10 protein-coding genes are annotated in these 16,810 nt (G+C 48.6%); 2 read left to right on the plus strand and 8 right to left on the minus strand.

The annotated features are described in order from the left end of the window. Positions 1-2 precede the first annotated feature (2 nt). A complete protein-coding gene (locus AC3RPL_RS00760) occupies positions 3-2,759 on the plus strand; it encodes a hypothetical protein (RefSeq protein WP_490738614.1) in 2,757 nt (918 codons plus the stop codon). A 173-nt stretch (positions 2,760-2,932) separates the two neighbouring features. On the opposite strand, the gene AC3RPL_RS00765 is transcribed toward AC3RPL_RS00760, so the two are convergent. The 4 genes from AC3RPL_RS00765 to AC3RPL_RS00780 form a co-directional block, all read right to left on the minus strand. Next, complete coding sequence (locus tag AC3RPL_RS00765) at positions 2,933-4,894, minus strand: hypothetical protein (protein WP_490738615.1); 1,962 nt, start codon at positions 4,892-4,894, stop codon at positions 2,933-2,935. Further along, on the minus strand, positions 4,870-5,778 hold the full coding sequence (locus tag AC3RPL_RS00770) for a hypothetical protein (protein ID WP_490738616.1): 909 nt from the start codon (positions 5,776-5,778) through the stop codon (positions 4,870-4,872). The genes AC3RPL_RS00765 and AC3RPL_RS00770 overlap by 25 nt, the downstream gene beginning before the upstream one ends. 462 nt (positions 5,779-6,240) lie before the next feature. Beyond that, positions 6,241-8,100: an eCIS core domain-containing protein gene (locus tag AC3RPL_RS00775; RefSeq protein WP_490738617.1), complete on the minus strand. Its 1,860-nt coding sequence runs from the start codon at positions 8,098-8,100 to the stop codon at positions 6,241-6,243. An 80-nt stretch (positions 8,101-8,180) separates the two neighbouring features. Further along, complete coding sequence (locus AC3RPL_RS00780) at positions 8,181-9,554, minus strand: ATP-binding protein (RefSeq protein WP_490738618.1); 1,374 nt, start codon at positions 9,552-9,554, stop codon at positions 8,181-8,183. Between the two features lie 674 nt (positions 9,555-10,228). Between AC3RPL_RS00780 and mutS the strand changes: the two genes are divergently transcribed. After that, positions 10,229-12,784 (plus strand): DNA mismatch repair protein MutS, encoded by a 2,556-nt coding sequence (gene mutS / locus AC3RPL_RS00785; protein WP_490738619.1) that lies wholly within the window; start codon positions 10,229-10,231, stop codon positions 12,782-12,784. 226 nt (positions 12,785-13,010) lie between these two features. Here the strand turns inward: mutS and rpoS are convergent, their stop codons facing one another. The 4 genes from rpoS to surE form a co-directional block, all read right to left on the minus strand. Continuing rightward, complete coding sequence (gene rpoS / locus AC3RPL_RS00790; protein ID WP_490738620.1) at positions 13,011-14,003, minus strand: RNA polymerase sigma factor RpoS; 993 nt, start codon at positions 14,001-14,003, stop codon at positions 13,011-13,013. A 50-nt stretch (positions 14,004-14,053) separates the two neighbouring features. Then, positions 14,054-15,196: a murein hydrolase activator NlpD gene (gene nlpD / locus AC3RPL_RS00795; protein ID WP_490738621.1), complete on the minus strand. Its 1,143-nt coding sequence runs from the start codon at positions 15,194-15,196 to the stop codon at positions 14,054-14,056. A gap of 141 nt (positions 15,197-15,337) precedes the next feature. Then, complete coding sequence (locus AC3RPL_RS00800; RefSeq protein WP_490738622.1) at positions 15,338-15,964, minus strand: protein-L-isoaspartate(D-aspartate) O-methyltransferase; 627 nt, start codon at positions 15,962-15,964, stop codon at positions 15,338-15,340. Then, on the minus strand, positions 15,958-16,719 hold the full coding sequence (surE, locus tag AC3RPL_RS00805; RefSeq protein WP_261640868.1) for a 5'/3'-nucleotidase SurE: 762 nt from the start codon (positions 16,717-16,719) through the stop codon (positions 15,958-15,960). Before surE ends, AC3RPL_RS00800 begins: the two co-directional genes overlap by 7 nt. Positions 16,720-16,810: the final 91 nt, after the last annotated feature.

Here is a 16,810-nt window from a genome sequence, read left to right on the forward strand (position 1 = left end):
TAATGATGAATCCTGGTTTCAGTCTGCTGTTACTCAGTCGTCAGCCGACACGCTGGTTCGCCGGACGTGTGGCCTGCTGGCTGTTGTGTGGTGGTTTGCTTGGCGCCGTGCCCGCGTATGCTGACACCGCGCAGAACGAGCTGGTCGACAGCGTCCAGCCGGTTAAAACGTGCAGCAAACAGCTAACGTGGAGCGATAAACGCAATCTGGGGAGATCGATACAAACGCAGCTTGCCGCGTTGTATCAGAACAACAGTGATTTTCAGGCCCAGTTGCAAAGAGGGCAACGGCTTAACGATGGCGTCGTCGGTCCCACAACCCGTTACTGGCTGGATTACTTCTGCGGTGAATTTGCCTTTGCCACGCCAGAGACGTCCAATGACCCGCACCAGGTTTTTGTTGAATCATTAATGATTGCGCTAAATCGCGCCGCCGAGCGCAATGCGCTGTATCCAACGTGGCGTACGGCAATTACCCCGCCCGAACTGCTTGGTTTAACCTCCGCGCAGATCGAGCAAAAACTCAGCCCCAATGGCGCAGGCTCTGCTAAAAGTGACGATGGGGCAAAACCAGCGCAGCCGCCTGTAGCGCAGAGGCCCGACAGCGATACCGCCCCCTATTATTACCAACTGACAAAAAAAGACTTCGCCAGCCTGACGTTGCGTCAGACAGTACTGGCAACCTTTGCAAAACTGGAAAAGCAGCAGTTCGATCAGCGCAGTCAGCTTTATAATCAGCTCAGTGATTTATTTTCTCAGTTGAATATTCCGATTGCGCCACCGCTGAATATCGATAATTTGATTGATTCTTACACCATCGAGAGTTCGCAACCCAGCACGAGCACAAGTACCAGCACCAGCGCCAGCACCAGCACCAGCACCAGCACCAGCGCCAGCACCAGCACCAGCACCAGCACCAGCACCAGCACTAATACCAGTGCCAGTACCAGTGCCGGCAACAATACCAGTGCCAGTAACAATACCAGTGCCGGTAAAAGTACCAGCAGTAATGCCAGCACCAGTGCCAGTCCCGGCGCAAGTCAGAATACCCCCGCTGGCGGCAGTGATAGTGAGAAAGATAAGCAAAATCCTGATGACAAAAACGGCGATATCTCTGAGCCATCAACCCAGGTCATTGAAACCAACACGCAGAGCGATACACAAACATCGGCACAACAGGTCGTGTGGCAATTAAATCCGCAGGCGTTAAATGACACCATCCGGGAATTGGGGATCACCGCCCTGTCTGAAGAGGTATTAAAAACGCTGGCACCGTTGCAGGATGAAGTCTTTCCCAGCCTCTATTTATTACAGATCGCGATTAATGAGTCGGGTATCCCGCCAGAGAGTCTGCAGGACAAGGGCGTATTTACCTTAGCCAGGAAAAGTGGTCCCAGCCCCACTCACGCTGTCCCGGTCAACTGGCAGGCGCCGCCGGACTGCGGATGTCAGGACAGTGCTAAATCTATTTTTACCATGGGGACTTTTTATGGTTTCTATCCTTACTGGCAACACCTCGAAACGGGACAAAATATTGATTTCAGTCGCTTAGACCGCATTGGCTATCTTGGTGCAGTGATGAAGCCGGAAGGGAGCGGCAATACGCTGGTTCTGCCACAAAACTGGCAGGCCGCCCCCGGATTCAGCCAGTTTATTCAGATTACCCACCGTTACAGGACTAAACTTGATCTGGTCGTGACCACGCCCATGGATCTTTCCCGGGAACAGCTGGTTGGGCTGTTTACCGATGATATGGTTAAACAGCTGGTGAAATCCGTGACCACGCCAATGGATAAGTACCTGATTAATAATCTGAAGCCGTGGGTGAGCTTCGGGCTGGAAAGCGTTCCGTCGATGGCAGACGGCATTACGCTGGATATCGACCTGTCCATCCTCGACACGCCGCAAAGCCAGCAGGCTTTTTTCACATTTCTGGACAAGCTTAAGATTGCGCTCCGTCAGAGCTATCACCCGCATGCCAGCAGCAGTGAATCAGGTGGCCCTGCTACCGACGGTGATAAATATTATTTAAGCGTAATTGTTCCTGTTAAAGATGTGGTAGAGACAAAAAATGGTTTCTACAGCTTTACCAATTTCGATGCATTATCACAACGCACCAACCTGCTGATCGTCCGGCCGGGTTCACCGGCAACGCTTGATAAAGCCAGTGATGAACTCGATCAAATAAAAGCACTACAGCAATGGTTAAGCAATCAGCCAAACCAACTGGAAGTCCAGCAGGTGTATAAGCGACTGGTCCCGGTGCTGATCAGTGAGGATAACCGTAATCAACCCTCCGCCCTGACCCAACTGGTCAATCTTTCCAGCTGGACTTTTTTGGGGGCTGGCTACTGGCCGTTACCATTAAGTGAGGCCAACGAAAAGCTGATAGATAAAACGTTCTTCCCGGAAATACAGCAATATCCGCAGCCACTTAATCAGCTGACAAACAGCATTGCCAGCCTGTTGAACTGGGTTTGTGTGCATCGCTGGGTGCTGAGAACCGGGTTATTTGTATCATTTCTCTTTATTCTGCTGATCCTGGTCATCTGTATCTGGTCGTTCCCACTCAGAAAACATTTGAGCCGCTTCCCTTTTGTAGCGCTGACGTCGCTGTCCATCAGTGGACTGATGCTGGTATTTGTCGCCGACCCTGCGTTTCAGGATTACCAGGGGCCTATTCTGCTGATTTTTATGGTGGTAATTGGCTGGATATTATTTGCGGTGCGAATGGTGAGGAAGGAGGGGGATAAACCTTAATCGTTGTTTCAGACTGGGGATAGCTGCTGTAGCTGTTATCCCCCAGTGTTTTTATAAGTATTAGTGCGTACGAACAAAAATTATCTCCTGATATATGGAAAAATAACGCCCTCTTTAGCCTTTCCGAAATTAACCAGAGACTCTATCAATGGACTTAAATTTTGTTATGACACTTACAAACGTTTGAGTGGAACCCAGTGATCGTTGCCGCCTCCACTGGCATGCGGCACCCTACCAATATGTATTGTTGCACCAGCTTCATCGCCAGCCACAAATACCCATCGGCCATATTGCTGGTTAAACTCATAAACTGCCAGTCTACGGTTGGCGAGCGTAGCAAGTTCTACCAGATTGTTCTGATCGAGCCAGTCATTAGCTTTTGACAAAACAGAAAAAGTCTCATCACTCAAATTACCCCTGAATTCGTTTAACCAGTTTTGTCTTGAGTAAGCTTGTCCCTCGAAATAGTTCAGGGAATGAATACCGCACTGATTATCGGAAGCAACCCATTTGGCAATCTCGAGGGTATAGGCTCCATGCCAGTCTGAAAATTTATGCCCCATAAAAAACGTTTGTGGATCATCTCCTTTTTCTTTTTTATCTTTGCTGCGCCCATCTCCTGTTTGTGCGTCAAGTAACAAAGCTGCGTGGTGGTACAATTGCGAAGGAACTACAGGTACACGTACATCTGATCTCTGATTCAGATTACCCACTGCCCCCTGTGGGACATAGCTATCCAGATCTTTTTTGTCGCCTGCTTTGCCACTCTCATTCTTCTGTAAATGAATAACTAACCCCAGAGTTGTACTGTCGCTGCCAAATTGAAAATGTTTCGACAAACTGGAATAAAGTGTTACTTTTTCATTGATATTATTAGTGAGCACGGAAATAAGTTTCGCCGGATCAAGGTTGGTTATATCATATATCTGAGCATCAGCGATCGCAGTACCTGAAAAAGTTTCCACTTCTTCTTTACAGGTAAAATTATATACCGGGTCAAGCAATTTAATTTTTCTTCCTTTTGTTTTGCTGGTCAGAGTTTCGAAATATACAGCCCCACGTTCTGCGATTTTTTTCTTCAAGAAAACAACGTCAGCTTCATGAAATAACATGGCACTGCTTGAAGCTTGTTGCCCGCTATGGGTAAGATAAAAAGAATCCATTCTGTAACCTGTTTTTTCAATGTGTGGACGATAATGGTTGAGCATTGCCATTTCAAATGCCCCCTGAGCTGTGCTCTGGTCGTATTCGCTTGATAAATGAAGTACTGCTTTGTTTAAGTTCTCAATGATCTGCGCAGCTTCTGCAAAAAAAGCATCCATTTTCCAGTGCTCCCACTGGTTTAATATTTCAAGACCTTTACCATAATTACTGGCGATGCGATTAAATAAAACCTCTACTTTCTTGCCAAGATTTTTTACTCTATCAACAGCAGCAGTGGCCAGATTCATGCTTCTTCTTAGCGTGCTGTTTAGCAAAGGTAATACCTCGCGGCCCGTGCCCCCTTGATTATTATCCATGTTACTTGCCTGAACATTCAATGGTTCAATAACTTTTTGTAAGATTAGCAAAAACTCTTCTATCTGATATTGCCCTGGCCATATTCTTACCGACTTTTCAAGATCGCTGATACTGGGATATAAAAAACCAAAGCTTTGCCGCTCGGTCATTTTTATTTCACTGAGCTCGTTCCATTTTTTTATAATTTTTTGTTTGATTTCGCCCAATTCACTTTTATTGTCCGGTTCAAAAATAACAGCCGGGTAATCAAAGAAATTAGATTCCCCGCCCATACTGGCATGCACCAACGTAAGCGTATAATCATCAATACTACCTGAGCTGCGATTATAAATGTCCCTGGCACCTGATACAATGTGCTGGTAATGATCAAATAACTCAGCCTCGTAGTTTTTATCATTTTTCTGATGCCTGTCAGTCATATACCATAGTTCGTCAAAGTAATGGTCTTGATTAAGATATTTTTTTGGAGTTCCTGGTTTGTTAACAGCCAGTGGGGAGGCATCTGATAGCAATGTATTGTAGGTAAAACTGTTTATTTCGGCACCTAATTTTGGACCTGGGTGCCCCTGCCCCAGCCTCTCATAGTGCATTATTTCAAACAAACCCTCCTCCATTTTTTTTCCAGTAAAGGTTTTTTTGTTTCTCCACCTTCAACAGAATGTAACGCATCCAGATTATTCACAAAACCGGCATCACCCATCTGATTACTTTTTCCTTCCACTCCCAATATTTTTCTCTGTGGATTTTCAGCTCCGGTACGGAAATAATCATACTGGTTTTTTTTAGTAAACACACTTTTACCTTGAGTATGAGGCTGCTGTTGAGCATTTATTGGAGCCGTCTTGGTATGATATAACCTCAAACCGTCTACGCCAGAATTCATCATTTTTTTACGCTTTTTGTTTCCATCGGAACTTTTTCCCGCTCTCCTTGAGATACCTTTTTCAGCTAACTTACTGCTCCATTTTTTTATTCGCTTATTAATTATGGAAGGCACAGGCTCCCACGTCGAATCCTTTTTCTTCTCTCTTGCTATTGCTGTCTCTCTTGCTCTTGCTATTTCGATCTCCAATGAAATATTGACATCATTAATAGTCGGTGGATCATAACCATCCGTTGCTGGCACCTGTTTATCAGGTAGGTTAGCAATGAGTTGTTGATATACAGAATCAAACTCAGGTGAGCATTCGAGATAAAGTTCGGCCATGAGTTGAATTAAATTCAGCCCAGGCCTCCTCAAACCTTTTTCTGTGACATATTTGTTGGCCTGCCATTCTGAACGCTGTATTGTTGCATTGTTATGATTATCCTGAAAGGGCATAAATTGTGAGACTTGCAGGTCAGCATTCGATATTTTTTGCTGCTGACGTTGAGCTACCGCCTCCGCTCTGTTATCCACAAGTTCAACGCCCTGAATGCCATTTTTTTTATTCTTAGTAGCAGTAAAATTGCCTGCCTTACTTTTATTCTCTTTGCGTTTTCCTGCTTGTGAATACATAGCTCAGGCCTTTTTGTTTTATTCTTACAGTCGTTATTATTGACGTCCTCAGCTACCTGTAAGATTATGTTGAGAGATACTTTCAAAGATATTTATTCTGGTTACTGTCTTATGATTCAGTGAAAGTTTATGGTTTACCACCAACATCCTCATATTCAATGTCATCCACTGTATCCTTACCAAAATCTTAGTCGATCGTTATAGTCATCGGCCAGTTCACGGTAACAATAAATGTATCAGATGAAACGCCCATTATATTACAAGCTTTCGGTACACTGCTGAGTTCTTCCACCAGATTGAGAAAACCGGCTTTGTTTAACGGGATTGGTAGTATGAAACATGAGAGTTACATCATCATTTCTATAATGGTTTCGCCCCCATATCAAAACTGGTAACTCCCACCCTCTCAAGATTCGGTGTCAGATCAAGTCGCAGCTGAGACAGCTTAAACAGGGTTAACCATTATTTCTTTGGGATAACAGCATAACTTTCATATCCCTCTATCCATTCCCTGAACCTCAATATTTTAGATATAAGTGCGCTGATATTAACGACTAGCTGCTTTCTTTTTTCAGCCTCTGACTTTGAAAGCATATCTTCCAGAATGACTAAAATCGTGTCCAGATAACTATTCCTTGCTGTTTTTATTTCTCCTGGTAATATTTTTTTACCAGTTAAAAATGTAGATTTTATAGCGTCTAATTTTTCGCTAACGAAGTCGGCTTCTTCATGTTTCAGCCCACCTATTAACCCTCGAGTTTCATCCTTAGACTTTCTGTCTAAATAAAGACCTCTGAGTGTACTTTTTACGTCTCCGATATGCATTGCATTATTCGTTATGATAAAACTTAGCGACTCTAACCTTTTTTCTGACTCTCCAGCTAACACCAGGGCATCCATCAACGTCTTATAGATTTTATCTGGTCTTGAGAGTCTTTGCTCCAGGGCTGATTCAGTCATGGACCAATGACTTTTATCGTTAATCACCGAAAACGGCCCTGCATCAGGAGATGCCATTTCTTCTGACCCCAACATCTCTTCAGTCTTCCCGTCAATAAAGTGAAAGGAATACTCCAAATCGTAGCTTTTAAAAATAATAGTTGTTCCCATTGTAATAGAAGGTTCACCCGTAAATAAAGCCGCTGAACTCTCCCCTAACCGACTGATTTCGTCTGCTATTTGATCCTTTACTTTAATAATCAGACCAAATATTCCCGACTTATCTTTTGGAACATGCTTAGGATCCGCTCCTTTTTTAAACTGAAAATCCATATCTATATCTCTCATATTCTCTGAAGGTCTCCCCAGCCTTCCGTCACCGGGATGTTTTAGTGTCAGTGCGGACCCACCACCTAAAATAAAATCAAAGTTATCTAAAAGTTCGTTTTTAGCAAATGCAGTTGTAAGCAATGCAACAAGATTGGGAATTTGAATGAGCCGACTTCGATGTCTGGGACTGACTGGCTCGCCACCTTTAGATTCATGATCAGCTTCATGAGCTTTTATCGCCTCCAAATCCAGACGAAGAGAGGGCTTCTTCGATTCAGCAAACTCTCCACCCACAGAATTTAGCGCTGTACTGAATTTAGAAGGAATAACGCCAGCTTCATGAGCCATTGCTGCAACCCATCCTGCTTGCTTTTTATCACGGGCGGTTGATAACAAATAATCGAATAACTGACCGTTGTCCATTTCATTCTTGTTGAGAATATTAAATTCTCGCTCTTTAATTTTCAAATAGTCGACCCTGGTCTTAACTGCCTGAAACTTTTCTGCCATTTCTTTTTCGGTCCCTTTCACCATTCCATTCATGAAATAACCTTGTAAGATATTAAATTTAGAAAATGAAGGGGCTTTTAGTCTTTCATTTCCTCTGTTGAATTCAATTTCCTTTAATTGAACCGCCCTTCCACCCAGTACATCTGCCTCATGCTCCAGCGCCGGACTGTCATTCACCGCCATTCCTGCCACCGAGGTTGTGGCCGAAACCCGTCCCTGCGCCTGCTGCACCACGTGCCCCAGCTCATGCGGCAGATGTTTTTCCTGCCCGGAAGCCAGATGGATATCGCTGCCCTGCGCGTAAGCGTGCGCCTGCACGGTGGCCGGTTTTGCAGAGTTATAATGCACCCGCACGTGATCCAGGCTCATGCCGCTGATATTCTCCATACCGCTTTTCAGGTTATCGGGCAGCCCGGTTTTATTTGGCTGTCTTTGCACCGTCTCCGTGCGGTTGTCCTCCAGCGTTGCCGATGCATGACTGACCTTGCGCTGCGAAACCGTCCTGCGGGTTGTTTGATGTCGTGCCGTCTTTTTTGAATACATCACGAATCGTCCTCTTTCTTAATTCTGCTCAATCAAATAGTGCGTTCCGGTTATTTGCTCTTCGGGCGCGGACGCCACATTCACTCAAAGAATATTTTGTTATCTTTCCTGAATTCCTGACGGATGCTGGCAATGATGTCGTCCTGCGTAACCATGCGTTCGCCGCGCTGAACGGCAGTTAAGGCACACTGGCGCAGCACGTTAATGATTTGCCCGCCGGCAACCTCATAGCGGTCGGCGATGGCCGGTAAATTGACATCCTCGGCGAGTTCGCACGTACCGTTAAAAGCGTTTTGCCAGAGTGTCAGGCGCTCTTTCGGCCCCGGAATAGTAAACTGCACCATGTTCTGAAAGCGCCGGGTAAAAGCTTCATCCATATTGTTTTTCAGGTTGGTGGCAATGATCACCGTGCCGGGGAAATCTTCTATCTTTTGCAGTAAATAACCCGTCAGCTGGTTGGCATGTCTGTCGTTGGACGAACTGCCCTCCGAGCGTTTACCAAACAAGGCATCCCCTTCATCAAAAAACAGGATCCACTCTTTATAGCTGGCGGCGTCAAATACACGGGACAAGTTTTTCTCGGTTTCACCAATATATTTAGAAACCATCATGGATAAATCGACGCGATAGACATCCCGCCCGGTAGCCTTACCCAGCAGCGCGGCGGTCAGCGTTTTACCGGTCCCTGGCGGCCCAAAGAACACCGCCCGATACCCCGGCTTCACCTTTTCTGCCAGTTGCCACTCATTCATCAGCGTCTGACCATGCCTGAGCCAGGCATGTAGCTCTTCGACTTGCGTCATGACGTCTTTATCCAGCACCAGATCGCCCCATTCCAGTGGAGATTCCAGCAGATGAGCCGGGAAGCTGGCGCTTAATTCCGGACGCAACCGCTCACCGGTAGTAAAATAGTGCAGCCACTCATCGTTTAACCGATAAATACCGGCCCATTTAGGCACGCCATCATCAACAGACAGCAACTGGGTGACCTGTTCAGCCATCAGCCGATGTTTGTTTGCAAGGATGGCGTGAGCGTGGATACGCCAGTCGGGATCGTTGGCGCTAATGAGAAAGTTGAGCGTCTGCCCGGTAGGGATAAAACCGCTGAAGGCTTTATCGCTGACGCCTCCAAATTCGGTGAAAGGACGATCGATAAGGCTGTTAAGTCCAAAGAAAATATCAAGTACATCAGGTTTCACACCGGGTACCATAGCAAGAGCCAGCGCCAGGCGTTCAAATACAGACAGTTGCCAGTCAATATTTAAATCGGCATAGGGCGTGCCTTTAACCAGTTCCGGCGGCGCAATATCTGACCAGTGCCGTTCATGCCCCTCTTGTTTGAGATAGCTACAAATAACCTGATTAATGACCTGCGACAGCCACCCCATTTCGCGGTAAAGCACAAGAACGTTATCTGCCTGTTGATGATTTTCGACATCTGCTTGTGGGGCCATGGCACATCCTTGAATAAGGAAGCTTTATGATTCAGATTACGTTCAGCCAGAAGCGTATGCAATGATTCATTTATAATCGTTTTTATTCAACAACGCTAAGTACCGTCAGGTACAAACGGTAATCAATATCACCTCACTCACAGTGATGAATAACTTAACAAATCGTCGATAAGACAATGAATTTAAAGGCTTCAGAAAAATGTATCAATACTCAGATATCTGGCCATTTACAGGTAAATATAAGAAGAAATCCTTAATAATGGTCATAGATAGCTTAAAATAAGGCGTGAAGGGAAGTTGTTAATGCTGACTTAAACCCGCTTTCCAGTGACAGAACTTGTGCAATGATAAAAAAATCTGACGCCGTGTTTTGCACATCAAACATAAATACCCCGATTTGCACCGATAACAGCTTTATCACTTCTCAGATTTTCAATGTTTCGAGCGTGCTCGAAGAAAGTGGCCTGCCCGCTGGTTTTCCTGTTATACAGACTCCGTTATCATATTCACCACGTACTCGTGAAAGGGCATCCGGGTTGTAGCCCGTGAGGCTACGCCTTAACCCAGAGTAAAATGTGGGATTTCATGAGCTCCAGTGAGACATCGTGAGAACTAACAATAATGATAAAATCACTTAACTCTCTAATTTTTAAGATAATGGATATCTCAACACTATGAGTACATTAGAAAACATCGGTACACACACCCCAATGATGCAGCAGTATCTTCGCCTGAAAGCCGAGCACCCGGAAATCCTGCTCTTCTATCGTATGGGGGACTTCTACGAGCTGTTTTATGATGATGCGAAACGCGCCTCACAGTTACTGGATATTTCGCTGACCAAACGCGGAGCCTCGGCGGGCCAGCCAATTCCGATGGCGGGTGTGCCCTATCATGCGGTGGAGAACTATCTCGCCAGGCTGGTGCAGCTGGGAGAATCCGTCGCCATTTGTGAACAGATCGGTGACCCGGCGCTGAGCAAAGGTCCGGTAGAACGCAAAGTCGTCCGTATTGTGACTCCCGGCACCATCAGCGATGAAGCGCTGTTGCAGGAGCGTCAGGATAATCTGTTAGCGGCCATCTGGCAGGATGCACGTGGCTTTGGCTATGCCACTCTGGATATCAGTTCCGGGCGGTTCCGGCTGGCAGAGCCTTCTGATACCGAGACAATGGCAGCAGAACTCCAGCGTACCAATCCGGCAGAACTGCTCTATCCTGAGGATTTTGCCGCCATGTCGCTGATTGAAAACCGTCGGGGGCTGCGTCGCCGTCCTTTATGGGAGTTCGAGATCGATACCGCCCGCCAGCAGCTTAATATGCAGTTTGGCACCCGAGATCTCAGCGGTTTTGGCGTGGAACAGGCCCAGCTGGCGCTGCGTGCCGCAGGCTGTTTGTTACAGTACGTCAAGGATACCCAACGCACTTCTCTTCCTCATATTCGCTCACTGACGATGGAACGCCAGCAGGATAGCATCGTCATGGATGCGGCCACCCGGCGTAACCTGGAGATCACTCAGAACCTGTCCGGTGGCAGCGAAAATACGCTCGCCTCTGTGCTGGACAAAACTGCCACGCCAATGGGCAGCCGTATGCTGAAACGCTGGTTGCATATGCCTGTCCGGGATACCAGCACGATTGTTAATCGTCAGCAGTCGATTGGTTCGCTCCAGGATATTTGCGCAGAACTCTCTCCGCTGCTGCGTCAGATTGGCGATCTGGAGCGGATCCTCGCCAGACTGGCTTTGCGCACTGCCCGCCCACGCGACCTTGCCAGAATGCGCCATGCCTTCCATCAGTTACCTCAGTTGGATGCAATGTTGCTGGATAGCACCACACCTCACCTGCAAACACTGCGTCAGCAGATGGGGCAATTTACTGAACTGCGAGAACTGCTGGAGAAGGCGATCGTTGAAACGCCGCCTGTGCTGGTTCGTGATGGCGGGGTGATTGCGCCGGGTTACAACGCGGAACTGGACGAGTGGCGCGCACTGGCCGATGGCGCAACCGATTATCTGGATCGCCTGGAGATCCGCGAACGGGAAAAGCTCGGGCTGGATACCCTGAAGGTCGGTTTCAATGGTGTGCATGGTTACTATATTCAGGTCAGCCGTGGGCAGAGCCATCTGGTGCCAATTCATTATGTGCGTCGCCAGACGTTGAAAAATGCCGAACGCTACATTATCCCGGAGCTGAAAGAATATGAAGATAAGGTGCTCACCTCCAAAGGAAAAGCACTGACGCTGGAAAAAGCACTTTATGAAGAACTGTTCGATCTGCTGCTGCCGCATCTGGAGGCGCTCCAGCTGAGCGCTTCCTCACTGGCTGAACTGGACGTGCTGGCAAATCTTGCAGAGCGTGCCTGGACGCTTAATTACAGCTGTCCGACGCTCACCGACAGGCCTGGCATCAAACTGAGTGGCGGACGTCATCCGGTGGTCGAACAGGTGTTGAAAGAACCGTTCATTGCCAATCCTCTGTCGCTGTCACCTCAGCGCAGAATGCTGGTGATCACCGGTCCAAATATGGGTGGTAAAAGCACCTATATGCGCCAGGCAGCGCTGATTACATTGATGGCCTGTATTGGCAGCTATGTACCTGCTGATGAGGCTCAGGTTGGTCCGGTGGATCGTATCTTCACCCGTGTGGGGGCAGCGGACGATCTCGCCTCTGGCCGTTCAACCTTTATGGTGGAAATGACCGAAACGGCCAACATTCTACATAATGCGACAGAACACAGTCTGGTGCTGATGGATGAAATTGGTCGTGGCACCTCCACCTACGATGGTTTGTCACTGGCCTGGGCCTGTGCAGAGAGTCTGGCTAATCGTAATAAAGCGATGACGCTGTTTGCTACTCACTACTTTGAACTGACCACGCTGCCGGAGAAAATGGAGGGCGTGGTAAATGTGCATCTGGATGCTGTTGAGCACGGCGATAACATCGCTTTTATGCACAGTGTTCAGGAAGGGGCAGCCAGTAAAAGTTATGGTCTGGCCGTCGCGGCGCTGGCAGGCGTGCCGAAGGAAGTGATTAAGCGCGCCAGGCAGAAACTGAGAGAGCTTGAGGCTATGTCTGGCAACAGTGCGGCAACCGGGGTGGATGGGTCGCAACTGCCGTTGCTGGTGGAGGAAACGTCTCCGGCCGTTGAGGCACTGGAAGCCCTGGATCCTGATTCGCTCTCTCCCCGACAGGCGCTCGAGTGGATTTACCGTCTCAAGTCTCTGGTCTGAAAACAACTGCGCTGAACTCAGTCAAAAGCCGCCTTTAAGGCGGCTTTAATGTGCTAATAACCTGAGAACAGGCCTCAGCCCGTTTTGTTAACTTCAAATATCCGGACAATCAGGCAGGGCCAAACCCGTTAATGACCACTTTACGGGGACAGGGTTTTCAGTTAGCAATAAAAAAGCGGTGATCGTCAGACCACCGCTTTTCGCATCAACAATATAAAATGCCGGTTTACTCGCGGAACAAAGCTTCGATATTCAGCCCCTGTGCCTGCAAAATTTCCCGCAGACGACGAAGACCTTCCACCTGAATCTGACGAACCCGCTCACGGGTCAGACCGATTTCACTCCCCACATCTTCCAGCGTCGCCGCTTCATAGCCTAACAGGCCGAAACGACGTGCCAGCACTTCTCGCTGCTTGGCGTTCAGTTCAAACAACCATTTGACGATGCTCTGCTTCATGTCATCGTCCTGAGTACAGTCTTCCGGACCGTTGTCTTTTTCGTCAGCCAGGATATCGAGCAGTGCTTTGTCAGAATCTCCGCCCAGCGGCGTGTCAACTGAAGTGATGCGTTCGTTGAGACGCAGCATACGGCTGACATCATCAACAGGCTTATCGAGCTGTTCAGCAATCTCTTCTGCGCTTGGCTCATGGTCCAGTTTATGGGCCAGTTCACGCGCTGTACGCAGATAGACGTTCAACTCTTTAACAATGTGGATTGGCAGACGAATTGTCCGGGTCTGGTTCATAATAGCCCGTTCAATGGTCTGACGAATCCACCAGGTCGCATAGGTTGAGAAACGGAACCCTCTTTCAGGGTCAAATTTCTCAACCGCACGAATTAACCCAAGGTTACCTTCCTCAATCAGATCCAGCAAAGCCAGACCGCGATTGCTGTAACGACGGGCAATCTTAACAACCAGACGTAAATTACTTTCAATCATGCGGCGACGGGAAGGAACATCACCACGCAAAGCACGACGTGCGAAGAAAACTTCTTCTTCGGCAGTTAGCAGTGGAGAGTAACCAATTTCTCCCAGATATAACTGCGAGGCATCGAGTACACGTTGGGTCGCACCTTGCTGTAGCAGCTCTTCCTCAGCTAAATCGTTATCAGCAGGATCATTTCCGACAAGAGCCTTCTCATCAAAAACTTCAGCTCCGTTTTCGTCGAATTCCGCATCTTCATTTAAATCATTAACTTTTAGCGTATTCTGGCTCATAAGCGGCTCCTACCCGTGATTTCAGGGCAGAACACCAGGGTTCTGCCGGCTTATCGCTGCGGTAAATAACGCAACGGGTTTACGGATTTCCCCTTGTAACGTATTTCAAAGTGTAATCTAACAGAACTGGTGCCTGTACTACCCATGGTCGCTATCTTCTGACCCGATTTTACTTCCTGCTGTTCGCGAACCAGCATTGTATCGTTATGGGCGTAGGCACTCAGGTAGTCATCATTATGTTTGATGATAATCAAATTACCGTAACCGCGTAGCGCATTCCCGGCATACACAACCCGCCCGGAGGCGGTTGACAGGACGGGTTGTCCTCGCGATCCCGCGATATCGATGCCTTTATTTCCGCCTTCGGAAGCAGAGAAGTTATCGATAATCTTCCCATCTGTCGGCCAACGCCAGCTTCCCACAGGGGTTGTGCTGTATGTTGTGCTACTGACGGTCGGTACAGTAACCGGCGCTGTCGTCGTTGCAACAGTATTGGTGCCGGATGAAGGTAACATTTTGCCTTCACTTGGTTTACCTGAATCCTCAGAATACGTAATAACTGGCTGATGTGCAACCGTTACGCCTCCGATTTGTCCTGGAGAGGATTTAGTAACCACACCACTGGCTTTATCATCTGCGGCGGTGATGGCATTACCGCCGGTCAGCGTGCCTCCGGAACCATTACTGACCTGCAATTGCTGACCAACATTCAGGCTGTAAGGCGCAGGGATATTATTTCGCTGGGCTAAATCACGAAAGTCATTACCGGTTATCCAGGCAATATAGAACAAAGTATCGCCATGTTTAACGGTATAAGTCTGACCGCTGTAACTGCCTTTAGGAATGTTGCCGTAGGCGCGGTTGTATACAATGCGTCCGTTTTGAGTAACAACATTTTCATTTTCGCCAGCGGCAACCGGAGCCGTTACCGGCGTACTGACCATTTTAGGCTGGTTGACGGCTATAGAAGGAGGAGGTGAGATGAGTCCGCCGCCACCACTTGTTGCTGATTCACTGGCTATGCCAGAATTGCCACCCATGCCTGAACTGCTGTTCATACCGTCATTGTTGCCGCCGCCAACCGAACTGATGGGGGCCTGCGTGCCATTGCTGGAACAACCCGCCAGCCAAAAACTTACCAGTGAAATGGCCGCAATACGGCGCAATTTGAATACCGGGCTTCCCGTGCTCATTTCCATCCCCCAATACGGCAAAACAGTGTTAACGCGACACCCTGCCCCGCGCCAGCAGTAATAAAAACCTTAATTTACGAGATAGTAACAATATCGCGGGCCGGGTGCCAATTCGCAGATGTATACAATTGCTAACGTCGGTCAGGCCAGATCGCCTTTTACCAGCGGCACAAATCTGACTGGCTCTACGGTTTCCACCACAAACTCATCGCCCTTACGGATGATTCGTTTCAGCTGCTGCTGCTCATCTCCAACGGGCAGCACCATGATGCCCCCTTCACTTAACTGCGACATCAGCTCCTGGGGGATTTCCGGCGGGGCGGCGGTCACGATGATGGCATCAAAAGGCCCGCGAGCCGACCAGCCCTGCCAGCCATCTCCGTGGCGGGTAGAGACATTATGCAGATCAAGCTGCTTCAGTCGCCGTCTGGCCTGCCATTGCAGCCCTTTAATTCGCTCTACAGAATAGACGTGTTCTACCAGGTGAGCCAGAACGGCGGTCTGATACCCCGAACCGGTGCCAATCTCCAGCACCCGTGAAGTCGGCGTTAAGCCCAGCAGCGAAGTCATTTTAGCGACCATATAGGGCTGGGATATGGTCTGACCAGAACCAATTGGCAGTGCCGTATTTTCCCAGGCTTTATGCTCGAACGCTTCATCAACAAAACGCTCACGCGGCACTTCCTCAATCACTTTTAACAATCGCTCGTCGTCAATACCCTGCTGGCGCAATTGTGAAACCAGCGTTCCGATGCGCCGACTCACCATTTGCCACTGACCTCCACACGCGCCAGCCAGTCAGCCACCACGTTCTGCGCGGCGTGGGCAGTTAAGTCAACATGTAAGGCCGTAACCGAGACATACCCTTCGTCGATGGCGGCAAAATCCGTGTCCGGCCCTGCATCCAGTTTTTCACCCGGGGGGCCAATCCAGTAAAACGTATTGCCTCGCGGATCCAGCTGAGGGATCGCCCGATCGCTGGGATGACGACTACCACAGCGCGTGACCCGAATCCCCTTAAGCTCGGCGAGAGGAAGATCGGGAACGTTGATATTCAGTATCCGCCCGGTGTGCAGCGGTTCATGCTGTAAGGCGCGCAGGATGGAACAGGTGACGGCAGCGGCGGTGTCGTAATATTGATGACCATTAAGTGAAACGGCAAGCGCAGGCAGCCCCAGATGTCGCCCTTCCATCGCCGCAGCCACCGTGCCTGAATAGATGACGTCATCGCCCAGATTGGGGCCGGCATTGATTCCGGACACCACAATATCCGGTTTTGGGGTCATCAGCGTGTTCACCCCGAGCCAGACGCAGTCGGTTGGCGTTCCCTGCTGGACAGCAATATCGCCATCAGGATAGCGAAAGGTGCGAAGCGGCGTTTCCAGAGTCAGAGAGTTGGATGCGCCACTACGGTTCCTGTCTGGCGCTACCACCTGTACTTCAGCAAACTCCCGCAGCGCTTCTGCCAGCACCTGAATACCCGGCGCATGAATGCCGTCATCATTACTCAGCAATATTCGCATCTACAACTCAACCCCTTATTCTGATTCTGTTTTTCATCCCGATGTGCTCTGCCGTATCCTGCCGGGCTACCTGGCTTGTTATTGTTGCAGA

This window comes from Erwinia papayae (genome assembly GCF_058241465.1).